The 23,659-nt window shown below is 35.9% G+C and carries 20 protein-coding genes; 8 read left to right on the top strand and 12 right to left on the bottom strand.

Annotation, left to right across the window (positions count from 1 at the left end; all coding sequences use genetic code 11):
• Positions 1–14: 14 nt before the first annotated feature.
• Positions 15–1,850: an FAD/NAD(P)-binding protein gene (locus ACZ9HT_RS16380; protein WP_476041573.1), complete on the bottom strand. Its 1,836-nt coding sequence runs from the start codon at positions 1,848–1,850 to the stop codon at positions 15–17.
• Positions 1,851–2,056: 206 nt separating this feature from the next.
• On the opposite strand from ACZ9HT_RS16380, the gene namA reads away from it, so the two are divergent.
• Positions 2,057–3,103, top strand: a complete 1,047-nt coding sequence (gene namA / locus ACZ9HT_RS16375; RefSeq protein ID WP_476041587.1) for an NADPH dehydrogenase NamA — start codon at positions 2,057–2,059, stop codon at positions 3,101–3,103.
• A gap of 153 nt (positions 3,104–3,256) precedes the next feature.
• Here the strand turns inward: namA and hemL are convergent, their stop codons facing one another.
• The 3 genes from hemL to ACZ9HT_RS16360 all read right to left on the bottom strand — a co-directional run bounded on the left by hemL (position 3,257) and on the right by ACZ9HT_RS16360 (position 6,773).
• Positions 3,257–4,540 (bottom strand): glutamate-1-semialdehyde 2,1-aminomutase, encoded by a 1,284-nt coding sequence (gene hemL, locus ACZ9HT_RS16370; RefSeq protein WP_476041586.1) that lies wholly within the window; start codon positions 4,538–4,540, stop codon positions 3,257–3,259.
• A gap of 103 nt (positions 4,541–4,643) precedes the next feature.
• Positions 4,644–5,693 carry a glucosaminidase domain-containing protein gene (locus ACZ9HT_RS16365; RefSeq protein WP_476041572.1) on the bottom strand — a complete coding sequence of 350 codons (1,050 nt, stop codon included), beginning with the start codon at positions 5,691–5,693 and terminating at the stop codon, positions 4,644–4,646.
• 174 nt (positions 5,694–5,867) lie between these two features.
• On the bottom strand, positions 5,868–6,773 hold the full coding sequence (locus ACZ9HT_RS16360; RefSeq protein ID WP_476041571.1) for a 1-aminocyclopropane-1-carboxylate deaminase/D-cysteine desulfhydrase: 906 nt from the start codon (positions 6,771–6,773) through the stop codon (positions 5,868–5,870).
• 152 nt (positions 6,774–6,925) lie between these two features.
• On the opposite strand from ACZ9HT_RS16360, the gene ACZ9HT_RS16355 reads away from it, so the two are divergent.
• Positions 6,926–7,987: a protein kinase domain-containing protein gene (locus ACZ9HT_RS16355; protein WP_476041570.1), complete on the top strand. Its 1,062-nt coding sequence runs from the start codon at positions 6,926–6,928 to the stop codon at positions 7,985–7,987.
• Positions 7,980–9,533: a tetratricopeptide repeat protein gene (locus tag ACZ9HT_RS16350; RefSeq protein ID WP_476041569.1), complete on the top strand. Its 1,554-nt coding sequence runs from the start codon at positions 7,980–7,982 to the stop codon at positions 9,531–9,533. The genes ACZ9HT_RS16355 and ACZ9HT_RS16350 overlap by 8 nt, the downstream gene beginning before the upstream one ends.
• A 237-nt stretch (positions 9,534–9,770) precedes the next feature.
• Here ACZ9HT_RS16350 and ACZ9HT_RS16345 read toward each other — a convergent pair whose 3' ends face one another.
• Complete coding sequence (locus ACZ9HT_RS16345) at positions 9,771–10,103, bottom strand: hypothetical protein (RefSeq protein ID WP_476041568.1); 333 nt, start codon at positions 10,101–10,103, stop codon at positions 9,771–9,773.
• 39 nt (positions 10,104–10,142) lie between these two features.
• Here ACZ9HT_RS16345 and ACZ9HT_RS16340 point away from each other — a divergent pair, with 39 nt between their 5' ends.
• Together ACZ9HT_RS16340 and ACZ9HT_RS16335 are read left to right on the top strand one after the other, a co-directional pair.
• Positions 10,143–10,343, top strand: a complete 201-nt coding sequence (locus ACZ9HT_RS16340; RefSeq protein WP_476041567.1) for a DUF5522 domain-containing protein — start codon at positions 10,143–10,145, stop codon at positions 10,341–10,343.
• 71 nt (positions 10,344–10,414) lie between these two features.
• Positions 10,415–10,948, top strand: a complete 534-nt coding sequence (locus tag ACZ9HT_RS16335; protein ID WP_476041566.1) for a DUF4136 domain-containing protein — start codon at positions 10,415–10,417, stop codon at positions 10,946–10,948.
• An 897-nt stretch (positions 10,949–11,845) separates the two neighbouring features.
• Here the strand turns inward: ACZ9HT_RS16335 and pafA are convergent.
• Together pafA and ACZ9HT_RS16325 are read right to left on the bottom strand one after the other, a co-directional pair.
• Entirely contained in the window at positions 11,846–13,486 is a 1,641-nt protein-coding gene (gene pafA, locus ACZ9HT_RS16330) for an alkaline phosphatase PafA (protein ID WP_476041565.1), read from the bottom strand.
• Positions 13,487–13,966: 480 nt separating this feature from the next.
• Positions 13,967–14,893, bottom strand: a complete 927-nt coding sequence (locus tag ACZ9HT_RS16325; protein WP_476041563.1) for a malate dehydrogenase — start codon at positions 14,891–14,893, stop codon at positions 13,967–13,969.
• A gap of 432 nt (positions 14,894–15,325) precedes the next feature.
• On the opposite strand from ACZ9HT_RS16325, the gene epsC reads away from it, so the two are divergent.
• Together epsC and cysK are read left to right on the top strand one after the other, a co-directional pair.
• Positions 15,326–16,141, top strand: a complete 816-nt coding sequence (epsC, locus tag ACZ9HT_RS16320) for a serine O-acetyltransferase EpsC (RefSeq protein ID WP_476041562.1) — start codon at positions 15,326–15,328, stop codon at positions 16,139–16,141.
• Positions 16,142–16,234: 93 nt separating this feature from the next.
• Positions 16,235–17,167, top strand: a complete 933-nt coding sequence (cysK, locus tag ACZ9HT_RS16315; RefSeq protein ID WP_476041561.1) for a cysteine synthase A — start codon at positions 16,235–16,237, stop codon at positions 17,165–17,167.
• A gap of 221 nt (positions 17,168–17,388) precedes the next feature.
• On the opposite strand, the gene ACZ9HT_RS16310 is transcribed toward cysK, so the two are convergent.
• The 5 genes from ACZ9HT_RS16310 to ACZ9HT_RS16290 all read right to left on the bottom strand — a co-directional run bounded on the left by ACZ9HT_RS16310 (position 17,389) and on the right by ACZ9HT_RS16290 (position 22,870).
• The gene (locus ACZ9HT_RS16310; protein ID WP_476041560.1) at positions 17,389–18,123 is read right to left on the bottom strand and encodes a DNA-formamidopyrimidine glycosylase family protein; all 735 of its coding nucleotides are present in this window, start codon (positions 18,121–18,123) and stop codon (positions 17,389–17,391) included.
• Between the two features lie 202 nt (positions 18,124–18,325).
• A complete protein-coding gene (locus tag ACZ9HT_RS16305; RefSeq protein ID WP_476041559.1) occupies positions 18,326–18,994 on the bottom strand; it encodes a phosphatase PAP2 family protein in 669 nt (222 codons plus the stop codon).
• Positions 18,995–19,064: 70 nt separating this feature from the next.
• On the bottom strand, positions 19,065–19,613 hold the full coding sequence (locus ACZ9HT_RS16300; RefSeq protein ID WP_476041558.1) for a biliverdin-producing heme oxygenase: 549 nt from the start codon (positions 19,611–19,613) through the stop codon (positions 19,065–19,067).
• A 6-nt stretch (positions 19,614–19,619) separates the two neighbouring features.
• Positions 19,620–21,809, bottom strand: coding sequence for an ATP-binding protein (locus ACZ9HT_RS16295; protein ID WP_476041557.1), 2,190 nt, complete (start codon positions 21,807–21,809; stop codon positions 19,620–19,622).
• Between the two features lie 44 nt (positions 21,810–21,853).
• Positions 21,854–22,870 carry a nucleoid-associated protein gene (locus ACZ9HT_RS16290; protein WP_476041556.1) on the bottom strand — a complete coding sequence of 339 codons (1,017 nt, stop codon included), beginning with the start codon at positions 22,868–22,870 and terminating at the stop codon, positions 21,854–21,856.
• A 198-nt stretch (positions 22,871–23,068) separates the two neighbouring features.
• On the opposite strand from ACZ9HT_RS16290, the gene ACZ9HT_RS16285 reads away from it, so the two are divergent.
• A complete protein-coding gene (locus tag ACZ9HT_RS16285) occupies positions 23,069–23,635 on the top strand; it encodes a tetratricopeptide repeat protein (RefSeq protein ID WP_476041555.1) in 567 nt (188 codons plus the stop codon).
• Positions 23,636–23,659: the final 24 nt, after the last annotated feature.

The raw sequence follows: 23,659 nt of genomic DNA, 5'->3' as shown, positions 1-23,659 counted from the left end.
TTTTTTTTTATTTTTTATAACCCGTCGACATCTTCGTACAATTCCGTGATGGTTTCAATTTCTTGACTCACATTTTTATCTTCAACAATTTCCGCCAACCAGGATTGTACTACGATCAGACTTGTCGCGCTACACGCTTGAAGTCCGTAAGAATACGGTCGTAAGCCATTTGCATGTGTAAAGTTAATGTCATACAGAAAATCATTTTCTTTATTTTCTTTATTGATCGTTCGATAACTTGAATCAATTTGAATCCCTGATAATTTCATTGCTAAACCATCAGTTTGAACCAAATTAATTTTATCTAATTTTTTCGATTCTTCTTTTAGGTAATTGTCGTCCGCACATTTTGCAGTGGCAGATCGAACAATGCCTTGTTTTACTAAAGTTTGAAAAGGATAATCCTCCAATTCCAGTTTTTTCGCTCCACCGCAATTCACGAATAACTGATATTCCATTTCCTCCTCTGTTCCATCTTCAGATTTTACCGTGATTTTAGTTTTACCATTCGAAAAAGCATCTTCCGGGAAATTTACAAAACCGGCTTTCAGTTCTATGGAATCTGCATCGTATAAGGCCAAAAGAATATTTGCAGATTGTAGCGGTAAAGCAGCGATGACATTCATCAAAAATGACATTATTTCTTTGTTAAAAAATAGGTGATCTTCTGCCGGCAAAAGTTCTGCATGATAATTCAGACTGTACATCAAATCGTCCAAAGTTTCCATCCAGTAAATCGGAATTTTATTTTCAACGGAATTTTTCGCGGTGATCATTTCTTTTTTCATTCCTTCAAATGAATTGATATAATCGTGTTTTTTAGACATTAAAGCGACCAGATCTTTGAAACTGAAAGAAGGATCAGCCAATTTTTTCACCACGTCTTCTAATTTATCTTTCCGAAAAGCTTCTATTAAAGCAGGTCTGCATAAGTGATCGAAATAAATCTCAATCCGCAAAAAACCGTCCTCATCAATTATTTCTAAAATTTGATTGCGGTTAAAATGTCGATAGATTTCCCGAATTGGCTCCTTTTGTTCGTACTGCAAATGCGGCAACCAACCATCTGCGGAATGTAAAACGATCTTAAAATCTGGATTTGCTTTATTTTTTTTGAAACTTAATTTTCCGTTTTCTTTTTTGAAAATTCCAGCGCGATGCGATAGAGAAGTCACGACATCAAACGCACTTAGAGAAGCACCTAAAGTTCCGACTGGAAAATTATTACCTTCATTACTTTCCGGAATTAATTTATGAATTGGCCAGGGTGACGCAAAATATCCGGATTCAGGTTTATCTTCGCCTCTCCATTCATGGCCATTTGCGATGATTACCGTAGAAAACTGAGCTTTCTCCTGATGACAATCGGTGACGGTTAATTGAGATTCTGCCTCCTTTGAAATATCTGCAACTTCACAGCTCACTTTTTGAATGACTTCAATTTCTTTCGATTCCAAAGCCGATATTAATTGTTTAAATTGATCTTCAAAGTAATGGCCGAGCGAAATCCGGCTGTAAACTTCAGAATCATCGATTGGAAAATCCTTCACATTTAATTTTTCTAATAATTCCGGACTTTGTTTACGGAGCCAGTCTGCGAAAGATTCCTGCAGCATCGGAATTTCTTCGGAAGATATATTGGCTAAATTAAAAATATCGGTTGTTTTAGAATTATAAGGCATTCCAATTCCCAGAAGTTCTTCTTTTTCGAAAATAGTGATCTTTTTAATTTTCGATCTTAAAATGTCAATATTTTCCCAAATATATTTGAGCAGAAATAGCGCGGTTGGGCCGCTTCCAATAATGGCGATATTCGATAGATCACTATCCGGGATATTAGTTTTAGTCATAAATATAATTTTAAATCAGTCAAAGTTAATTGTTGAAGTTCAAAAAGTTCAATAAAGATAAAAGTATTGTTTGAAGAAATTTATCATTAAAAAAAATCTTGTAATAAAAAACCTTTCTCTTTCATCGTTTTTTTGAATGGCTAAAAATGTGCCGCTCCACTCCACTTTTCGTAAATTTGCCTTCTTAATTAAAAAAAATATTTATGATTTTATATTCGCCGATTAAATTTAGAAATCTCGAACTTAAAAACCGTTGGGTGATGTCCCCAATGTGTATGTATTCCAGCAATAACGGTGTTGCAACCGATTTTCACTATGTTCATTACGGAAGTCGTGCTCAAGGTGGAACTGGTTTATTGATGGTAGAAGCAACCGGAGTTGTTCCCGAAGGTCGTATTACCAATAAATGCATGGGACTTTGGAACGACGAGCAGAAAGAAAGTTTAAAAAAAATTGTGGATTTTGTTCACCAGAATTCAGACAGTAAAATTGGGATTCAATTGGGTCACGCCGGCAGAAAAGCTTCAACCTGGAATGGAAAGCAGATCTCTTTAGAAGAAGGCTGGGAAACGGTAGCTCCGTCAAAAATCCCTTATGCAGAAGGAGAAAGAGTTCCACACGAATTAACCGTCAAAGAAATCAAAGATCTTGTTCAGGCTTTTAAAGATGCGGCTAAAAGATCACTCGATGCAGGTTTTGATCTCATTGAAATTCACGCTGCACACGGATATTTGATTCATCAGTTTATGTCTCCTTTATCTAACGTGAGAACCGATGAATACGGTGGAAGTTTCGAAAACAGAATGCGTTTCCTTTTGGAAATTGTAGATGCAGTAAATGAATTACTTGATGAAGATCATCCACTTTTTGTGAGAATCTCCGGAACGGAATATGCTGAAAACGGTTGGGATATTGAAGAAAGCGTAAAACTGGCTGAAGTTTTAAAAACTAAAAAGGTCGATTTGATGGATGTTTCTAGTGGTGGAAATATTGCTGGTGCTAAAATTCCTTTATTTGATGGTTATCAGGTTCCGCTCGCAGCACAAATTAAAACGGAAACCGGAATGAAAACGGGCGCTGTTGGTTTAATCAAAACTGCAGAACTTGCAGAAGAAATTTTAGAAAAACAAGAAGCGGATTTAATTTTTGTAGCGAGAGAAATTTTGAGAAACCCTTACTTGGCAGTTGAAAATTCTTTTGAAGGAAAAGGAGATTGTTTCTTCCCGCATCAATACGATCGGGCGAAAATTTAATTCCACGCAAAGGTGCAAAGAGAAACGCAAAGACCGCAATGTTTAATTATTGCGGTCTCTTTATGTGTAAAAATTGAAGGAAATCATCGCGCTCTTTGCGTGAATTCCTTCGCGGCTTTGCGTGAAATAAGCGTGTAATAAGCCGTGAAAACTTTAAGAATATTGAAACTTTCGAATAACTTCTAAAGTTTTATCAATTTCCGTCTCTTTGATGGCATCAGAAATGAACCAGGTTTCATAACCACTTGGTGGCAAATAAATTCCTTTCTCCAACAACTGATGGAAGAAATTGTTAAATAAAGCATGATTTGCCTGAGCCGCTTCGTCAAAATTAGAAACCGCATTAATGTGGAAGAAAATACTCATCATCGAGCCTTTTCGGTTAATTCGGTGCGCAATTGATTTTTCGTTTAAGATCTTTCCGATCTCAAAATCTAAAGTTTCAGTTGTTTTACTCAGGTTTTGGTAAAAGTTTTCATCACTTTTAATGAGTTGCAAAGTCGTTAAACCTGCTCTCATCGCTAAAGGATTTCCGCTTAAAGTTCCGGCCTGGTAAACTGCACCTTTTGGCGCCAATTGATCCATGATCTCATTTCTCGCTGCAAAAGCACCAACCGGAAGTCCACCACCAATTACTTTTCCAAAAGTTACGATATCTGCTTTCACATTATACATTTCCTGAGCGCCACCAAAGGCCAGACGAAATCCGGTCATTACCTCGTCGAAAATTAAAAGCGCGCCATTTTCATCACACAGTTTTCTTAATTTTTGAAGGAAATTATTTTCCGGCAAAACGCAACCCATATTTCCGGCAACCGGTTCTACGATGATCGCGGCAATTTCGCCTTGATTATGTCGAAAAAGATCTTCAACCTGTTCGATGTCGTTGTATTTTGCAAGCAAAGTGTCTTTCGCCGTCCCAGTTGTTACACCTGGAGAACTTGGATTTCCAAAAGTCGCCATTCCACTTCCGGCTTTAATTAAAAAAGAATCGGAATGTCCGTGATAGCAACCTTCAAACTTAATGAATTTATCACGTTTTGTAAAACCTCGTGCCAAACGAATTGCGCTCATGCAAGCTTCAGTTCCGGAAGAGACCATTCTGATCTGATCAATATTCGGCACGTTTTCTACAATATATTTTGCGATCTCGGTTTCAAGTTCGGTCGGAGTTCCGTAAGAAAAACCTTTTTCTGCCTGCTTTTTTATAGCTTCTAAAACTTCGGGATGCGTATGTCCGAGAATTGCGGGACCCCAAGAATTAATATATTCGATGTATTGATTATCGTCTGCATCGGTCATGTAAGCGCCTTTTGCAGATTTCATAAAAATTGGAACACCGCCTACGGATTTAAAAGCACGCACGGGAGAATTTACGCCGCCCGGAATATATTGGTACGCTTCGTCAAATAAAGCTGAACTTCTTTGGTAATTCATAATATTGTTGATGATGGATGTCAGACGTTGGATGTTGGATGATGGATGATGGATGATGGATGAGTTAAAGGTATTCAACAGATCTTCAGTTAAAAATATGGGATTATTTTCGGGGTTTTTTCTTCTGAAGGTAAACGAGTTGTCCGGCTTTTGCTTGCTGACCAAAATCCATTCTATTTTTAGAATAGAGTTTTTTCAGTTTGATTCCGAATTTCTGAGAAATATCGTGCATTGATTCGCCAGCCTGAGCTTTATACGTCGCGACGTTTCCATTTGAAGATTTGGATTCTAAGAAGAGAATATCATTTCTTTTCAGTTGTGTTCCGTCGAGTTCATTCCATTTCATCAAAGCACTTTCTGTGATCTGGAACTTTTTAGAAATCGCTGCTAAGTCAACATCATCCGGAATAATAACGAATTTTTTACCACCATTCGGATGACTTTTGATTAAAATCGAATTCAGCGTTTCTGCTTTGGTCACGATCTTATCTACATTTTTCTGCTGTTTTGCGTAAGAAACCTGTTCGTATGGAACTTTTACAGTTACTGGTTTTGAGGAAGATCTGCTTTGATCCAGCTGCGCCATAAAAATACGGTCATTCTTTAAATCGGGATACATTTTCAAAACGGCATAAAGCACTTCGCCAGAATTCGTTTTGTCGTACTCATATAATTTGTTCTTTTCAATTTTATCGATGAGAATGTAGGCGTATTTCGGATTTGTCGCGTAGCCGGCTTTTTTTAAACCGTGTGCCCAGGCTTTGTAATCCATCATGTTGAGTTTGAAAAGATTCACGTAATAAGATCGATAAGCAAGAAATTTTGAATGGTCTTCGTAAGATTGTCGTGGATCGTTGTAAACTCGAAAACACTCATTCGGAGCATCGTCAGTGTGGGTCATTGTTTTTCCGGTCCAGTCTTCCTTACATTTGATGCCGAAATGGTTATTCCCCTGTTGTGCCAAACGGCTTTGTCCTCCACCAGTTTCCAAAAGTCCCTGTGCTAAAGTGATAGAAGCCGGGATTTTATATTTCTCCATTTCCTCTACGGCATATGGCGCGAATTTTTGGATGTATTGCTCATCTGTTTTCCAGGTTTGAGCGTGAAATTTTGCTATAATAAGAAGTGCAAATGCAAAAAATATTCTATTCATAAATTTTATTTAATGATCTTAAAACCAGTAAAGTTTCATATCATATTTCAATTCAAACTTCTCGCAGATTAAGTGCATTAAGCAGATGAATAATTGCATCAGATCGGCGTCATCTTTTAAATCTGCGAGAATCGTTAATCCCTACTATCACAATTATCTTTATGATTCTGTGCTCTAAATTTTAATCAATTCTCGGTTTTGTTTTTTCAGCATTTCATTGGCTCCGGAAATTCCCTGTAAACCACCTGTGTGAAAAGCCAGAATCTTTGTTCCTTCCGGAAAATAATCCTCTTCGATCATTTCAAAAATTTTCTTCATCATCTTTCCAGTATAAATCGGATCGAGCTTAATACCGTATTTTTCTTTAAAGTCATTGATAAAACGGATATTATCGTCACTTATTTTACCGTAACCTCCATCATGTGCTTCAATAAGTTCAAAGTTATTTCTTTTTGAAAGTTCTGTCACCTTATTATATAAGGAGTCATCGTTTACCACTTTAAAACCTAAAACCTTTTGATTCTCCTCTGCAAACTTGGAAATTCCGGCGATCGTTCCACCGGTTCCAACTGCGGTGCAAAGATAATCAAAACTTTTTGTATCAGAATTGAGCATAAACTGAATGCCTTCCACGGCGTTTGGGTTGGTTCCACCTTCCGGAATGATCAAAGCTTCGGGAAATTCATTTGCTAAAAGTTGGCTTAAAGATTCTTTATTCCGATATTTTTCGCGTGTTATAAACCGAAAGTTCATTCCGTTTTGGTGCGCTAGTTTTAAGGTTGGATTTTCCTGCCATTTGTTTTGAAGTTCCTCTCCCCGAATAATTCCTATAGTTTTCAATTGAAATTCTTTTCCCAAAGCTGCAGTTGCGGCGATATGATTGGAAAAAGCGCCACCAAAAGTTATAAGTAATGAATTTGCTGGATTTTGTTTTAAATATGAATTGATATTATAAAAGAGTTTCCAGTATTTGTTCCCTGAAATTTGGGGATGAATGAGATCTTCTCTTTTCAGAAAAAGCTGAATGTTTTTCTGAAGAGGGATTTGGATGATGGGAATTGAAATGGTGGGGATTTTCATTGGGGTGAAGTTCGGGAATAATTTAATAAACAATATTTTGCGAACTACATTAATATTCAACTATAACAATGAGAATATCATATCGATCTTCTATTTATTCTAACTATATTTGAAAATTATAAAAATAACATGAGAATCTTATTTAAAAACACATGAGTCAACACGATATAGCCGCACATAATTTACTCGGAAGAACACTTTCAAATGAATGGATGGTTACAAGAAAGATTGAACCGGGAGACGGAGCTACTGGTGGATTTTTTAGTGTTTGTTACTTAGTAGAAAAAGATGGTAAAAAAGCATTTTTAAAAGCTTTGAATTTTAATTCGTTTTTTCAAATGTTTCCGGGTCAAAGTATTGTAAAGATTTTACAGGAACAAACTAATGCATTTGAATTCGAAAAAAAACTTTTATTAAAGTGCAGAAACAATAGACTAACTAAAGTTTCCATGATTATTGATGAAGGCGAAGAGATTATTGACGGTTATACTATAGGAAATGTTCCATATCTCATTTTCGAAATTGCAGAGGGAGATATTCGTTCTAATATAAAATTTTCAAATAATATTGATCTAGTATGGAAAATAAAATCCTTACATGATGTCGCAATTGCTTTGGAACAACTTCATAGCGTAGAAATTGCGCACCAAGATTTAAAACCATCAAACATCCTATTATTTGATCATTCAAAGATTTCAAAGGTTGGCGATCTTGGTAGATCACTTTGTTCATCAATCCCAGCGCCTCATGATGATGGCAACTTTACCGGGCAAATGAATTATTCGCCACCTGAGTTTCTATATGGCTATATTATACCCGACTGGAATACTCGAGTAAATGCCACTGATATGTATCTATTCGGAAGCCTTATTACTTATTACTTTTTAGGTGTAAATATGACTGCATTACTTGCTAAACATTTAAATGAAAGATTTAGATGGACAAATTTTGATGGTACTTTTGATGATGCTAGTAGCTATTTGATAAACAGTTATGCAAAATGTATTGATGAAATTTCTTCAACTTTAGAGAATAAAGAATTTTCAAAAGATATTATTGAAATTATTGCATATTGCTGTTATCCAATTCCAGAAAAAAGAGGTCACGTAAAAAATATTAATAGTATCGGAAATCAATTTAGTTTTAAACGAGTAATTTCAAAGCTTGATTTAATAAAGAGGAGAGCTGAATTAAAAGCCTACAATAATGACTAAAATATACGAATTAGAAAAAAGATTACTAGTTCCAAATTGGAGAGACTTTAGAAGAACAGTTAAAATAGGAGAATTAGGCTCAAATAAAATTACAAAACTTCCTATTAATGATAATTCGGCTATAAAATTAGATTGGTTGAACAATCCTACAATTGGAGTAGCGGCAGATCTCATAAACAATTCATTCATTTCTAACGATCTGCATTCCAAAGAATTAGCAGATGCCATTTTGTTAGTGGAAAGAAACGAGAATCATTCATCTAATTCTCTTACATTACTCATTAAGAAAATTAAAGAAGAACTCAATCCTATTCAAGATTATTCAACGAAAATTTTGGAAAAAAAAATTGAAACCTTTGCAGAATTTGATGCACTATTTGATAATAAGCTTATAAACAGACTAATATCTCAGACTAAAAATTTAACTAAAAATCATTTGGACAATGCAATTTATTGGATTGAATTAGCAAGACTTTACACTATTAAAAGTCAACTAAAGCAGGCCGAACGATGTATAACAATTGGATTAAACCTTGCTCCAGATAACCGTTTTGTCTTAAGGTCAGCAACGAGATTCTATATACATGTTGAACAAGAGGAGAAAGCAATATTTTATCTCAAGAAAGCAACAAGCATAAAGCATGATCCTTGGTTAATTTCCGCGCACATTGCATCATCAAATTTGCTAGGGAGATATTCACCTTTTATTAAAAATGGTTTTGCTTTAATAAATTCAAAGCATTATTCCGATTACGATATCACTGAATTATCAAGTTCATTAGGTTCGCTAGAATTAGAAAATAGTACTTTTAAAAAAGCGAAACCTTTTTTGGAGCTTTCAATTAAAAAAGCTAATGATAATAGTTTAGCACAATTTGAGTGGCTAAGTAAAAAAGATGAAAGATTAATTTTCAATCCAAATAATTTTGAAAATGTAAAAAATCCTTTTGAAGCATTTGCATTTGAAAATTTTAAAGTTGGAAATTTCGAAGAATCATTTCGTAATTGTATCGATTGGTTTTTAGATATTCCATTCTCCAAAAGACCGTTAATATTCGCATCATATATCGCAACAATATTACAGCAACACGACAAAGCAATCTTTTTATGTTTATTAGGCTTAAAGTACGACATTAATGAACTTGGATTTATTAATAATCTAATATATAATTATTGTCTCAATAATGATTTGGAAAATGCTGAAAAGTTTTTAAAGCAACATTTAAATAAATTAACAGCTGAATCTTTGTCCTCGAATGAATTGAAAATAAGTTTACAGGCTACAATTGGACTATTCTTTATAAGAACAAATAATATTTCTGAAGGTAAACAATACTATAAGACAGCTATGGAAAATTCGTTAATTCTAAAAAATGATTACTTCTATAACCAAGCCCTCATAAATTTCACAAGAGAACTGTATTATTTAAAAGATAGCGAGCTTCCCACTTATTTGGAGATATTTAAAAAGATCAAAACTGAAGATCAAGATTTAATCTTACAAAAAAAACACGTCGAAAATATTTTGACAACTTTCATACTGTAATTAACACCAAGATTTTTGAAAAGAACGCAGACACTTTTGCGGGAATAGAAATCAATTTAGCCTGAATCTAAGCCCCGACCTGAGTGGAGTTCTTTTTAATTGTTGACTGAGTTTGTCGAAGTCAGCAATTAAAAAAGCGGGAATCCTTCGACAAGCTCAGGATAAACTCAGACGGAAATAGGCGCCCAAGAAAAAATAATTTCCTATTCGACAAAGTCAAATGTGCGCCTCAAAAAATTAATCTAAAATATATTTCCAGAAACTCCAGAATTTTCTTTTGGTGAGATAGTTTAAATCATCTTCCATGGCGTAAGCTTCGCACTCGAAAGAGATGGATTTGTAGGCGAGGAAAGAATCTTTTAATTTGAAATAGTGGTAATAATATTCTAAAACATACCACATATAAAAGAAAATAATCAGCAGCTCCAGCTGTTGCCGCAAATGAATTTTCTCGTGGTTGATCAACGTTTTATTTTGAAGATCTTCCGGCTTGCGAAGGAGGATGAATGGAAAGAGCGTGATCCCTGAAATTTTTGTATTTTTGAGAAGTCTTTGGCAAATCAGGATCATGAAACAAAGATATTAATTTCAGGAAATCTGATTTAACTTATGTACCAGAAAATCATCAAAGAACACGAAGACTTTTATTATAACGAGCAAGGCTATAAAGTTTTTACAGAAGCCTACCACTTGAAACGCGGCCATTGCTGCAAAAGTGGTTGTAAACATTGTCCGTACGGCTATGATAAAAAGACCGATACTTTTAAAAAGACGGTGAGACCCGAGACGAAGCCCAATGCAGACAGATAAATGAGTGACAAGGAGTTAATAGATTTAGCAGTCAATATTTAAATACACACAACAATATAATTTACCAAATCATGAGCAAAAAATATATCATTCTTTTATTGGCTTCGGCTACTTTGGGACTTGCTTCTTGCAGCCCGTTTCAGATTAAATCTGATTATGCAGAAACTGCAAACTTCAATGAATATAAGACCTACAAATTACGCGTTGATGACCTGAAAATGAACGACATTGATCAGGATCGCGTGCTGAACGAACTTTCGAAACAGCTACAGATGAAAGGTTTGAGCGTTTCTAATAATCCGGATCTTATTGTGAATGTGAAAGCAAATCACAAGAAGGTTCAGGATGTACAAAGTAACAGACCTTACGGAATGTACGGTTGGGGCGGACCTTTTGGTTGGGGCGTTGGAATGAACAGAACCTGGACATCCAACTATAATGAAGGTGCTTTGATTCTGGACTTGATTGACGCGAAAACCCAGAAATTGGTTTGGCAAGGTGTGGGAAGCGGAATTTCGGTAGACCGACCTAAATCCAAACAGAAACAGATTCCGGAAATTGTTGCGGAGATCATGGCGAATTATCCGCCAAATAAAATGAAATAATTTTTTAAAAAATACGGAAGACTGCAGTGATGCGGTCTTTTTTTGTTTTATAACAAATCGGAGGTTCACTTATTCCTTAAAAACAGGAATAAATAAATGAGGTAAATTTGCAAAAGCTTCATGCTTTTACAGAATTACAAAAAATCATGAAGCTGTTGTAATTGTATCAGCAACTAAACCTTAAATATCTTAATGACAAAAATCTACTGGTTTTTCTTAATGAAAATAAAAACAGACAAAATCTTAATAGCGAAAAAATCGGCAACAATTTTAAACCACAAAGTAGTCAGAGCCTCATTTGGTGTTTTTTTTAACACATTAGTCACCTGAGTTTTTTAGGCTGATTCAAAGAACACATTAGCTTTTACGTATCATAGTTTAGGATTTAATTAAATAAGATCTTGATTGAATCTTGACAATACTTCACTCTTGTGCTATTTGTGAAAATATTTGTGCAGTTCGTGTTTAAAAGCGTCTTCTTGAAATAACCACCCTTTGTTAAGTGAAACGCTCTTGCACTATTTCTAAACAGCATTCACATTTAAATATTCTTGCGTCTTTGCGTTAAAAAGAATATACAATTCTTATCCGGACCGCAAAACAAACTTCAATTTATTCTTTCTTATCCTTCTATCAGCAAACGGATCAAAAGTTCGAGACTTGGCAAACTTCGGTTGGAAATCTATTGATAAACCTGAAATCTCTGAAATTTTTCTCGTCACCAGAACGAGACTTCACACAAAGAAATTTTTTGGAGGTTTCCTAAAAATTTTTCTTGATGCCAACCATTTCGATGCCTTTTGAAAAAGTTTATTAAATCGACTATAATTCTTTCAATAAAAAAACTGCCCCAAAACAGTTTTTATAAGATGTGAATTTGTAAATTTTATTTAAAATTTATTTCCCAACAACTTCAACAATTGGATTTCCAATATTTCCGCTCGGGAATTGAATATGCAACAATGCAGAAAGGGTCGGTGCAATATCGGTCATGTTGTAATCTTTGTTGCTCTCGCCGCTTTTAATTCCCCAACCCATAAAGATTAAAGGAATATGCGAATCGTAAGAATTCCATGCGCCATGAGTCGTTCCCAGTTTTGAATAACTTGGCAACCAGGAATCATGATAAATAACTTGGATATCTCCACTTCTTTGCCAGTTGTAACCATTCATAATTCTAGTTCTGATCGGTTCTGGAATTGATGATGAACCTGCTTTTTTCATATCCACTGCAAACAATACCGATTTATCTTTGTTCAAAATATCGATCAAATATTGTTTCACCTGATCGGAATCTAATTTATTGTCAGTCATCAATTTGTCATCTAAATAAACCTGACTGTTCGTTATTTTAGAAATTAATTTATCAACATTAAATTTCTCTTTCAGCATCACATTAAATTCTTTATTGTCTTCACCATAAAAACCTGTTGGCATTTTATGTTCTTCCATAAAACCTTCAGAATGCGCTCCACCATGGTCTGCAGAAAGAAAAACGGTATATTGATCTTTACCAACTGACTGATCTAAATATTTAAAAAACTCAGCCAAGTCGCGGTCCAGTCTTAAATAAACATCTTCGACTTCGATAGAATTAGGTCCGAATTTATGTCCGGCGTAATCGGTTGAAGCCAAATTAACAGCTAAAAAATCAGTAATTGCATCGGCTCCTAAATTTTCTCCTTTAATGGCAGCTTCTGCAATTTTCAGCGTTAAGGTATTTCCAAAAGGGGTGGAACGGATGTTATCTCTTTTCAACTGATAATCTGCAGCGAGATTATTGTAAGGAAAAGTAGGTGTTTTTGCACTTCCCAAAAGTCCTTCCCACTTCGAATTGTCTGGTGAACTCTCGGTGTATTGATTGATAGGTAATAAAGTATTCCAACCGTTTTTCACTAATTGATCTGGAATTTTCTGACTATTAAAATCATTAACCCATTTTGGAAGTTGATTCATATAATAAGAACTCGTGATGAAATTTCCCGTCGTGTCATCAAACCAATACGCTCCTGTCGGATTATGACCTGCCGGAAGAATGGATGCCCGATCTTTTAAAGAGACTCCGACCACTTTTGCCTGAAAATTAGTTGCTAGACGAAGTTCATCAGTAATCGTAGTCGACCACAAATTATTAGGAGAATGACTGCCCACTTTCGCATCAACTGTTCCGACTGGGTTTACGGTTTCATCAGTTGTACAGTAAACATTTTTTCCGGTCGTTTTATCGAACCAGTCATTTCCGGCAATCCCATGAATCGCAGGAACGGAACCTGTATAAATAGTCGTATGTCCAACCGCTGTGTACGTTGGAACATAATTAATATGAACATTGTTTAAAGAATACCCTTCTTTTAATAGTCTTTTAAAACCATCATTCTGGTATTTTTCGTAATAACGATAAAGGTAATCCCATCGCATTTGATCTACGACTAAACCCACAACGAGTTTCGGTCTTTCGATTTGGGAAGATTTATTTTTTTGAGCAGAAAAACCCGTCGAAAGAAGGGCTAAAAAAACGATAGAAATATTTTTCAACATAATTAAAAATTTACTGATGTTTGAATTTTAGAGACAAATTTAAGGGTTTAATTCTAAAAACAAGAATGAACTTTTAATGAACAATTGTAGACAAGTGATGAAAAACAAAACCATCTTAATTTTTAGTCCCCGATCGTAATGAAAATCCTTTTTTGCTATTGCGATTGCGAAGTTTTTCTAAGGATTGCTTCACTTTTTTCGCAATAACAAAAAAGATTGTAATGGAAAGCGGGACGGATCTTCAACGAAAGAATAAATCTTGTTGCTCCAAAAAAAACGCACCTTCGAAAAGATGCGTTTCTATATTGATGTTGATTTTGATATTGATTTGTTAAAATCGATATTGGAATTTTCAAAGGGCTTCACCCTTTGCTGTTGATTTCGCCACTTCGTGGCTTGGAACCCGTTAATCTAAATTTAAAACCATTTCCCAAATGATCAAACAATCGTAAATTACTCGTGAATTCGTGGTCTAATCCTTTAGAATTTCAAATCACCGTTTACCTCTCTCACAGCTTTTGCAGCGGTAGCGAACTTTTCTTTTTCCGCGTCTGTTAAACTGATCTCTACAATTCTTTCGACACCATTAGCGCCAATAATTGCAGGAACGCCTAAACAAATATCGCTTTGTCCGTATTCGCCATCTAACATTAATGAACACGGAATCATTTTTTTATGATCGCAAAGAATGGATTGTACCATTACAGAAACTGCTGCACCCGGCGCATACCAAGCGGATGTCCCCAATAATTTTGTTAAGGTTGCACCACCAACTTTAGTTTCTTCGGCAACGTGATCTTGTTTTGCTTCATCTAAGAATTCAGTTACCGGAACTCCATTTCTGGTTGCTTTGCTCATCAAAGGCAACATTCCAGTATCACTGTGAGCAGCAATCACCATTCCATCAACGTCGGAAATTGGACATTCCAAAGCTTCTGCCAAGCGGTATTTAAAACGTGCAGAATCTAAAGCTCCACCCATTCCAATAATCTGATTTTTCGGAAGTCCGGAAGTTTTGTGCACCAAATAAGCCATCGTATCCATTGGGTTAGAAACTACGATGATGATCACATCCGGTGAATGTTTTACCAGGTTTGCTGTTACATCTTTCACAATTCCGGCATTGATTCCGATCAATTCTTCACGAGTCATTCCAGGTTTTCTTGGAATTCCAGAAGTAATTACGGCTACTTTTGATCCAGCAGTTTTGCTGTAATCTCCGGTTGTTCCTGTAATTTTGGTATCAAAACCATTTAAAGAAGCGGTTTGCATTAAATCCATCGCTTTACCTTCGGCAAAACCTTCTTTAATGTCAACTAAAACAACTTCTGCGGCGAAATCTTTCATCGCGATGTATTCTGCGCAACTTGCGCCAACTGCTCCTGCTCCAACTACGGTAACTTTCATATTTATTTTATTTATTTATTTTAATGGTGATTTAAAACCTTGCGGTTTCATATTTATGTATTGCTATTTTTCGATTTAATTTTGGGCAGACATTTCCGCCCTCCACTCCCAATCTTTTTTGCCTGTGCTTTCGCCGCTGCAAAAAAAGGATTTCCGCTCAGGTCGGGCTGCGATTTCGTGATCACGACAACTCAACGGTTTCAAAGATTTCGAAGCGGTTCAATAAAAATTCTTAATTCAATCTTCTAAATCAATAATCCCAAATTTACGAAATGTTAAAGTTTTGGGCAATTATAGAATTACTAAAGTTTTATTAAAAGTCTTAGGTTCATTCGAATGAAGAAGTTTTCTCAACAAAATTTCTGTTATTTACCTTACATCAATGCGTGCCGGTTAATTTTAATAGTAAATTTGTTTTAAATTAGATAGATCATGGAGTTTGCCAAACGATTGCACGAGGGTTATTCTAACCGAAAGTATGACATCGATAAAAAGAAAATTGAAGATTTCATCGATCGTTTTTTTCGTTTCATTTTTTTTCTGGAATTCCAGCGATGTTCAGATCCCAGTGATATCGAGATTCGCCTGAACCATTTTAAAGCGGAGTTTAAAGAAATCTTACTTTCTGTAAATGATGAAAAAAACAATTTTAAAACCGATCTTTTTTTCGAAAGTTTCCCGACGATCTATAAAAAGCTGGAAAACGACGCGCAAACAATTGTAGAAAATGATCCGGCTGCAAAAAGCATAGAAGAAGTAATGTTCTCTTATCCCGGATTTTTCGCCATCGCCGTTTATAGGTTTGCACACGAACTTTATAAAAGCAACATTCCGCTCATCCCGAGAATTTGGACAGAATTTGCGCACAGTAAAACCGGAATTGATATTAATCCAGGCGCTCAAATTGGGGAATATTTCTTTATAGATCACGGCACGGGAATTGTGATTGGAGAAACCACGATCATCGGAAACAACGTAAAAATTTATCAAGGCGTAACTTTAGGAGCGCATTCGGTTGCAAAAAATTTACAGAATATAAAGCGACATCCAACCATTAAAGACGGCGTTGTTATTTATGCGAACGCCACAATTTTAGGTGGAGATACGGTAATCGGGGAAAATGCATTAATTGGCGGGAACGTCTGGATCACAGAAAGTGTAGCACCTAACTCTGTAGTTTTTCATAAAGGTCAAGTCACGGTCAAAAATAAATTCCCCGGCAATGAACCCATCATTTTTAGCATTTAGAAACGGAATTTCTCGCAGCCCGAACTGAATGGAGCTTCTCGATTTAAGAACGAGACTGCACCAAATAAATTAACAAATTTAAAAATTCATATTATGAAATTGAATACCATATTAGAAGCCATCGGAAATACGCCGGTCGTAAAAATCAATAAAATTTTCTCCAGCGATGTAGAAGTCTGGATGAAACTGGAAAAACAAAATCCCGGAGGAAGTTTGAAAGACCGAATCGCTCTGGCAATGATCGAAAAAGCGGAGCAGGACGGTACAATTAATAAAGACACTTTGATCATCGAGCCGACTTCCGGAAATACGGGCGTTGGTTTGGCCATGGTTTGTGCGGTAAAAGGGTACAAACTGGTTTTGGTGATGCCGGAAAGCATGAGCGTTGAGAGACGGAAACTGATGAGTTCTTACGGAGCATCCTTTGTGCTAACGCCGAAAGAAGAAGGAACTTCCGGAGCCATCAAAAAAGCCCTGCAAATGTCGGAGGAAATTGAAAACTCCTGGATTCCACAACAATTTGAAAATCCGGCAAATCCGGAAATTCATGCAGAAACTACAGCACAGGAAATTCTAAATGACTTCCCAAACGGGATTGATTATCTGATCACGGGAGTTGGAACTGGCGGTCACATTACCGGAGTGACGGAAGTTTTGAAAAAGAAATTCCCGAATATGAAAAGTTTTGCGGTTGAACCTGCCGATTCACCCGTAATTTCTGGCGGAAAACCTGGACCGCATCCTTTACAGGGAATTGGAGCGGGATTTGTGCCGAAAAATTTGCACACCGATCTTTTAGACGGAACAATTGCCGTAGAAAAGGCAGAGGCTTTTGAATTTACGAAAATACTGGCGAGCGAAGAGGGAATTTTAGCCGGAATCTCCACGGGATCTTCTCTTGCTGCGATTAATAAAAAGTTAGGTGATATTCCAAAAGGCTCTGTTGTTCTGACTTTCAATTATGATACGGGCGAAAGATACTGGTCTGTAGATGGACTTTTTGAAGAGAATGTTTATAACGGTTAGAATTTCCTTAAGCTATTTTTGATGGTTTTTGAACCAAAAAAGTCACAAAGTTTTTTCTTGAAAATACGAGGCGTTAAGATCATGAAGAAGAGTGAAAGATCGTAGTTACCGATGCGATTTTAAATAGTCTAAATTATTTGATAATATCTTAGTGTTACCATGAAGATTGAATTAAACTCTTACATCAATAAAATAAATCCTGCAGCGATGCAGGATTTTTTTTATTGATAAAGTTTCTGGCATTTTTCGCAAACATAAGTTTTGCGTTTTACTTTTCCCATTTCCTCGATGACCAATTCGGTTTTATCTTTCGGGCAGATTTTTTTACTGTAAATCAAAGCAGCTTCTTTTACACCGTCGGTTTTTAGTAAGGATAGAAATTCTTCTGCATAATCTACGACCATTTTCAGCAGGAAAATTAATTTCTTTTCCGGAATCGCTTTCACCAGACTATCCGGATGGATCTTGGCGTGGTACAACGTTTCGATTCTAATGATATTACCAACACCCGCGAAAAGATGCTGATCCATTAAAACATCGCCGATCATTGCCTCTGCATGTTCAGACTGCAGTTCCTTCAAAATAAATTCCGGATCAAATTCCGGTTTTAAAATATCGGTTTTAAAATTGAAATGATCCGCAGGTTTACCCTTGTACAATTTCGTTTTAGCAACATAAAAATTGATCTCACCTTCCGTAAAATGTAAAGAGAAACTCGCATTCACTTTCTTACGTTTATTCACCAACATGCTTCCAAAAAGCCCCAAATGAACGCCCACAAAGAAATCCTTGAAAACGAAAAGTAAATTTTTACCGTAGGTTTCAATATCAATAAGTTTAATATCGACGATGGCAGATTTATCCATTTCGCCATAGCCGGAAGCTTCGGAAACGGTTTTGCCTTTGTAACGCTGCAGTTTATTTTTCAAAAAAAGTATGGATGGACCTTCTGGCATTTGAATTTATTTATAAGTGAATTTAATAAGGAGGATAAATCATCAAAAAAGATGATCATTAGGACTGAAATTTCAGGCTTTTTCAAATTTACAAATTGTGAGACATGTAAACAAAGGTTGCAGACTTTATTCCTATAATAGTAAAGCTAAATTCATTCAGAAATAATCAAAGTAACTCATTTGATAAATTTTAAAAAGGAAGTTATCTATTTAAAGGTAGCCATCTCCGAAAAGCAAAGATCATTAGAAATAACCAGGAATAACCCAGACAAAATCCTCCGATAACATCACTTGGATAATGAACGCGCAGATAAACACGGCTAAACCCGATGGTGAGAGATAAGGCGATTAAAAATGTCATTGCGATATACTTCCAGACTTTTGGCAAATCGGTGAGCCAGATAAAATAAGCCAAAGTTCCATAAAAAATAAAGCTGAAAGTAGCATGTCCACTGGGAAAACTAAAGGTTTCTTCTTTATACAATAAGGGATTCGCAGGTCTTGGTCTGGCAAAAAACATTTTCATTCCATAAATCAAAAGCAAACCGCCAACGCCGGCTGCGAAAGTAAAAATAGCTTTTCTGTAAAATTTAAACAGAAGTAAAATGATAATGACAGAAGGATAAGCAATTTTAATGAACGGGGTTGAAGAAAATTGCGTAATCATATACATAAATCCCGTGAAACGCTCTCTGACAAAATGTTCATCGAAGAATTTAAAGATCACAAAATCAATATTATTTTCTTTTTCGAGAATCATTTCATCTGTAATTGCGGCGAGCACGATCAAGGCTAAGATCAGAAACAGTAAAGACAGCAAAAGTTTCGCTGAATTATTGACGTAAAAGTTTTTAAAAAATTGAATTTTCATAGGGTATAAAAATCTTGATCTGTTATTCAGTTTCCAAAGTCATTTAAAACTGAATCAAAGTTATCGATTTTTACAGATCTAATAAGAATTGATAGGCTCTTTTCGCCCCAATTAAAAAATCTTCAGAATTAGAAGCGTTTGCTTCTTCTTCGATAACTTCCCGGAAATTTTTCCAGAGAATACCGGTTTGATCGCCATAACATCCGAAATAATTAAATGTCATTCCCACAAAATCAGGTTTTTTAGAAAGATTTTTCGCGATCACATTGCCGCCCAACGTTGCGCCTTCCATCACATATAGAATTCCCAGAGCCTCAACTTCACTTATAATTTCTAAGCTTTCGAGGGTTTCAGATTGAATATCCTGAAATTCCGAAAGATCTTTTTGAATGAAAGGTAATTTCCTTCGGTGCTCAAGATTTAATTTTTGAGCATTTTTTGCAGAAATTTTAGAAAAGACCGAGTTTTCAAAATGATGAATAAAGGAGTAGTTGTAGCGAAGAATCTGGTGATACTCTTTTAAAGTAAAACTTTTATCCATTATTTTGGCAGACTGCAGTTTTTCTTCTACAAAATCATGTAATGTTTGGGTCTGCTGTTTTAAAAGGATCGCGATCATATAAAATTAAGGCTTTTGGAAGGTAAGAATAAAGGTCGTTCCACTCATTGGAACGCTTTCATAAGAAATATCGCCGCCGAGTCTTTTCATAATTCTGCTTGCAATAGACAAACCTACTCCATTTCCTTTAAAACCTTTCGCATTATCCATTCTGTTAAAGATCTTAAACATTTTGTCTTCCTGGCCTTTTAGAATTCCTATTCCGTTGTCTGAAACTCGATAAACCACCGCATCATCTACTACTTCTCCAGCTATTTCTACGACTGGATTTTCATGTTGCGAAGAATATTTTACGGCGTTCGTGATCACATTCTGAAATACCTGATGAACCAGCGTTTTATCGGCGAAAACATCGGGACAATCTTTCACTAACATCTGAGTTTGCGATGTCCCGTAAGTCATTTTTGCGTCACTGTTGATCTTCTCGATAATATTTTTAGTCGGTATTTTGTTCAATACAATTTCGATCGATTTTGCACGACTTAATTGCAATACATCGCGCATCATATTCGCCATATCGTCGATCTCATTCACGATTCCCGTCAATTTTTTCTGAAGATCTGCATTGTCTCTATTTTTTGATAAAAGCATTTGTGCATTCAGTTTCATCACGGTTAGAGGCGTGCCCAGATCATGAGAAATAGAATAAGAGAAACTGTCTAACTCCTCGTTAACCTCCTTCAATTCTGCCATCAGTTCTTTTACTTTTACAAATTGATTGTGAGAAGCTTCTAAAACGATCTCGGTGATCTTTTTCATGGCCAGGAAATCTTTCATTTGCCACGGCGCAGATTTTCCTTTAACGCTCTCTTTATAGATCGCAAAAGATTTGCGGGGCGAGATCATCATTTTTTCCTGTCCATTCTGAATAACTGCTTCAAAGGTTTTTTCTGGATTTCCTGCCCAAAGAATATCCTTTTCAAATTCCTGACGAAACCAGATCAACAGTTCTTTCTTGGTACTGTCTAAATAAACCATGCTCATTCCAGCTGCATTTTCCATTTCGGGGAAGTACTTATTACGAAACTCGTTGCTGGAGAAGTAATTTTCTTTCGTTTCTGCTTGTACCCAATCTCTGATCTTCAGAATATTTTCTTCATCCGGAACCAGACCTGCCGTTACAACCTTGTCACCAATTACAATGGCAAGACCATCTGCATCGGGATATCCGCAGATCTCCTCGATATTTTCATATAGCGCAACATCCAGATCGTCAAACTGAAGGAGCTTTTGCATGAGTAAAGCATTTTTTTTATCGAAAGCAATGCTGAGCCTTAAGTTATGTTTGGCTTGTAAGGCCGTGTAAGTGTTTGCGGCAAGAATGGTAAAAACTTCTGCTCTGATCCGGCTGAGCAGATCAATATGTTTGCTGGTGATATTTTGACAGGTCAACAAACCCCATAATTTATCATTAACAATAATAGACGTGCTGAAACTGGAGATCGCATTTCCGTTTTTTAAATATTGAGCATGGACCGGAGACATCGCGCGTAAACTGGAAAAAGTAAGATCTATTTTTTCCTCCGTGTTGCTTAAAATTGCGACTGGGATTGAATCTGCGTTGCTTAGAATCCTTTTTCTATTCTTTAAATAGAGTGCTCTCGCTTGTTGTGGAATGTCGCTTTCGGGATAATGAAGATGGAGATAACTTTCGATATCCTCCTTCTTTTTTTCTGCAACAACGACTCCGCTTCCATCTTCTAAAAATTGATAAACCATCATTCGGTCATAACTGATCGTATCACCAAAGGCATTAAGTAGATTAGTCCAAACATCGCTTTCTGTCTTAGAATTATTGATGCTTTCGTAAATGTGGGAAACATAATTTTTTTGATGCACGATCACCTTTACTTTTTCGAATTGCAGAAAAATATTTTCTCCCGTACGAAAAGCTGTAAAATGATAAGCATTGCTGTGAAGTGTGATCTGCTCTAAAGCAAAGGCGTTTTCCTCGACAGAAATCTCATTCAGATTTCTATAGTTTTCGGAAGAAAGAACGGGTGCAAAAATTTCTGGAAAATCGTCCATCCCCGCGCCAAAGAGGGGGGCGTTTACGTTAAAAATTTCTGAAAGATTTTCGCTCAGAAATTTTATTTTTTTCGTTACAGAATCTAAACCGAGCAAATATCCAAAATCTTGAATGTGACCGGGAATATGAATCTTTTCTTCGTGGCAGGCGACAAAATCTTTATCCATTTGAAATTTCAAAGGTTCAAAGATAAGTTTTTATTTAACATAATTTATTTTTCTTCCTCAAAATACAGTCGGTAATACTTGCCATTTTCATCCTGTCCCTGCTCGATCATTTTTCGGTCGCCATGAACATAAATGCTGAAATTCTTATCTAATTTAATAATGCTTTTAAAATAACGCTGGTTTTTTTTCACTGCAGTTTGGTTAATCGGAAATTCCTCGGAAATAGAAACCTGCATTTCCTGCTCATAATCTGTTTTGAAATTGACAAAACTTTCGATCACGTTTTTATCCGCTAACACTTCATTCGTAAATTCATCGAAATCAAACGTTTCTTTTTCCTTGAAGAAAGTGAGCGATTTGGTTAAAAAATCTGCCTGATCCGGTTTGTTGACATCAAATTCTTGTGGCAACTGTTTAATCACGAAATCTTTGAACACAGAAAGCGTTTCCTGCGTGTGAAAATATTCATCGTCGCGCTGTCTTACTTTCAAAAAATCTTCAAACCAATAATCGGCGTCGCCATTCTTATTATTATCGACCACAGAAATCGCAAAACCCGATTCTTTGTCGGTGTTATAGATCAAACATCCTTTGTCGAGTTTTGAAAGGGAAATTCCGTAATCTTTCTGGATCTCGTAATTTTCGTCGATGGGTAATATTTTGAGGAAAGGATTTTTATTTTCAGTTTTGAAAATTCCGATGGAATCAATCTGATTTCCTTCTTCTGTAATGCCGCCTTCAAAGTAAACCACAAAAATTTCGCCGCCCTGAATTCGGGGATTATCGCTGATCTCAAAAAGATGTTTCGCAATATTTTCGGATTCGAAACGGAATTTATCTTTGTCTTCAAAAATCTCTGAAGCGGAAGAATAAATCGGATTTAGAGAAAGGTAAGAATCGCTGTAAAACTGAAACTGTTCTTCGGATTTAAAAGCGTTAAGGAAATAATCGGTTAAAATTTCTTTCATATCCTCCTCTAACTGCAACTCTGTTTCTGAGAGAAAAAGATTTTCCTGATTGATTTTATTTCCGACTTTATGAACGATGATTTTAGAGAGCATTTTTGAATTTTTTTGTGGGTGCAAAGATAATTTTTAAAAGATTGAAGCAGGAAATTTTTGAAGAAAAATCTTAATTTATTAATAGATCTGTTAAAAGTTAACTTCTTATAAATAGTGCTAAAGTTTCAAAATTTCCTAAATCGTGGAGTTATTATTGCTAGTCACAACCGCAATTAAATATTAATCAAAAAATTGAATATGAAAAAGGAAATAGTGATTAACACGAAGAAAGCGGTGATCGCTGCCTTCTTTTTCGGGGCTGTGAGTTTAGGATACGCGCAGGAAAAAACTACTGCGACGCAAACTATAGGAACTGCAACGGCACAAGTGGTTACACCTCAACAAGATCCGGCGATTGACGCGTTGAAAAAACAGATCGAAGCCAATCCAAAAGATACCGATGCCATCGTAAAACTGGCAACTGCTTATCAGGACGCGAAAGACTGGACTAATGCTTTAGCCACCTGGAATCAAATGTCGACATTACTCCCGGATTGGGCTCCTTCTTATTACAGCCTGGGTTATGTTTATCAAAACATGAAAGATGATGCAAATGCGAAAGCGATGTACGAAAAATATATTGCTGCTGTAAAACCTACAGAATTAGAAGCCAATAAAAAGAATCTGGCTTACGCTCATTTCTTCATCGCTTACCAACTTCAGGAAACCGATAAAGAGCAGGCAAAAATGCATATTGCAAAATCACTGGAATATGATCCGATGAACGCAGATGCACTTAAAGTAAGTGAATTTATCAATAAATAGTAAATGCCTCGAAAGAGGCATTAT

It is taken from the genome of Chryseobacterium sp. UYP7 (assembly GCF_056279225.1).
Note: the sequence above shows the minus strand (reverse complement) of the source record. Positions and strands in the feature narration are given on the sequence as shown.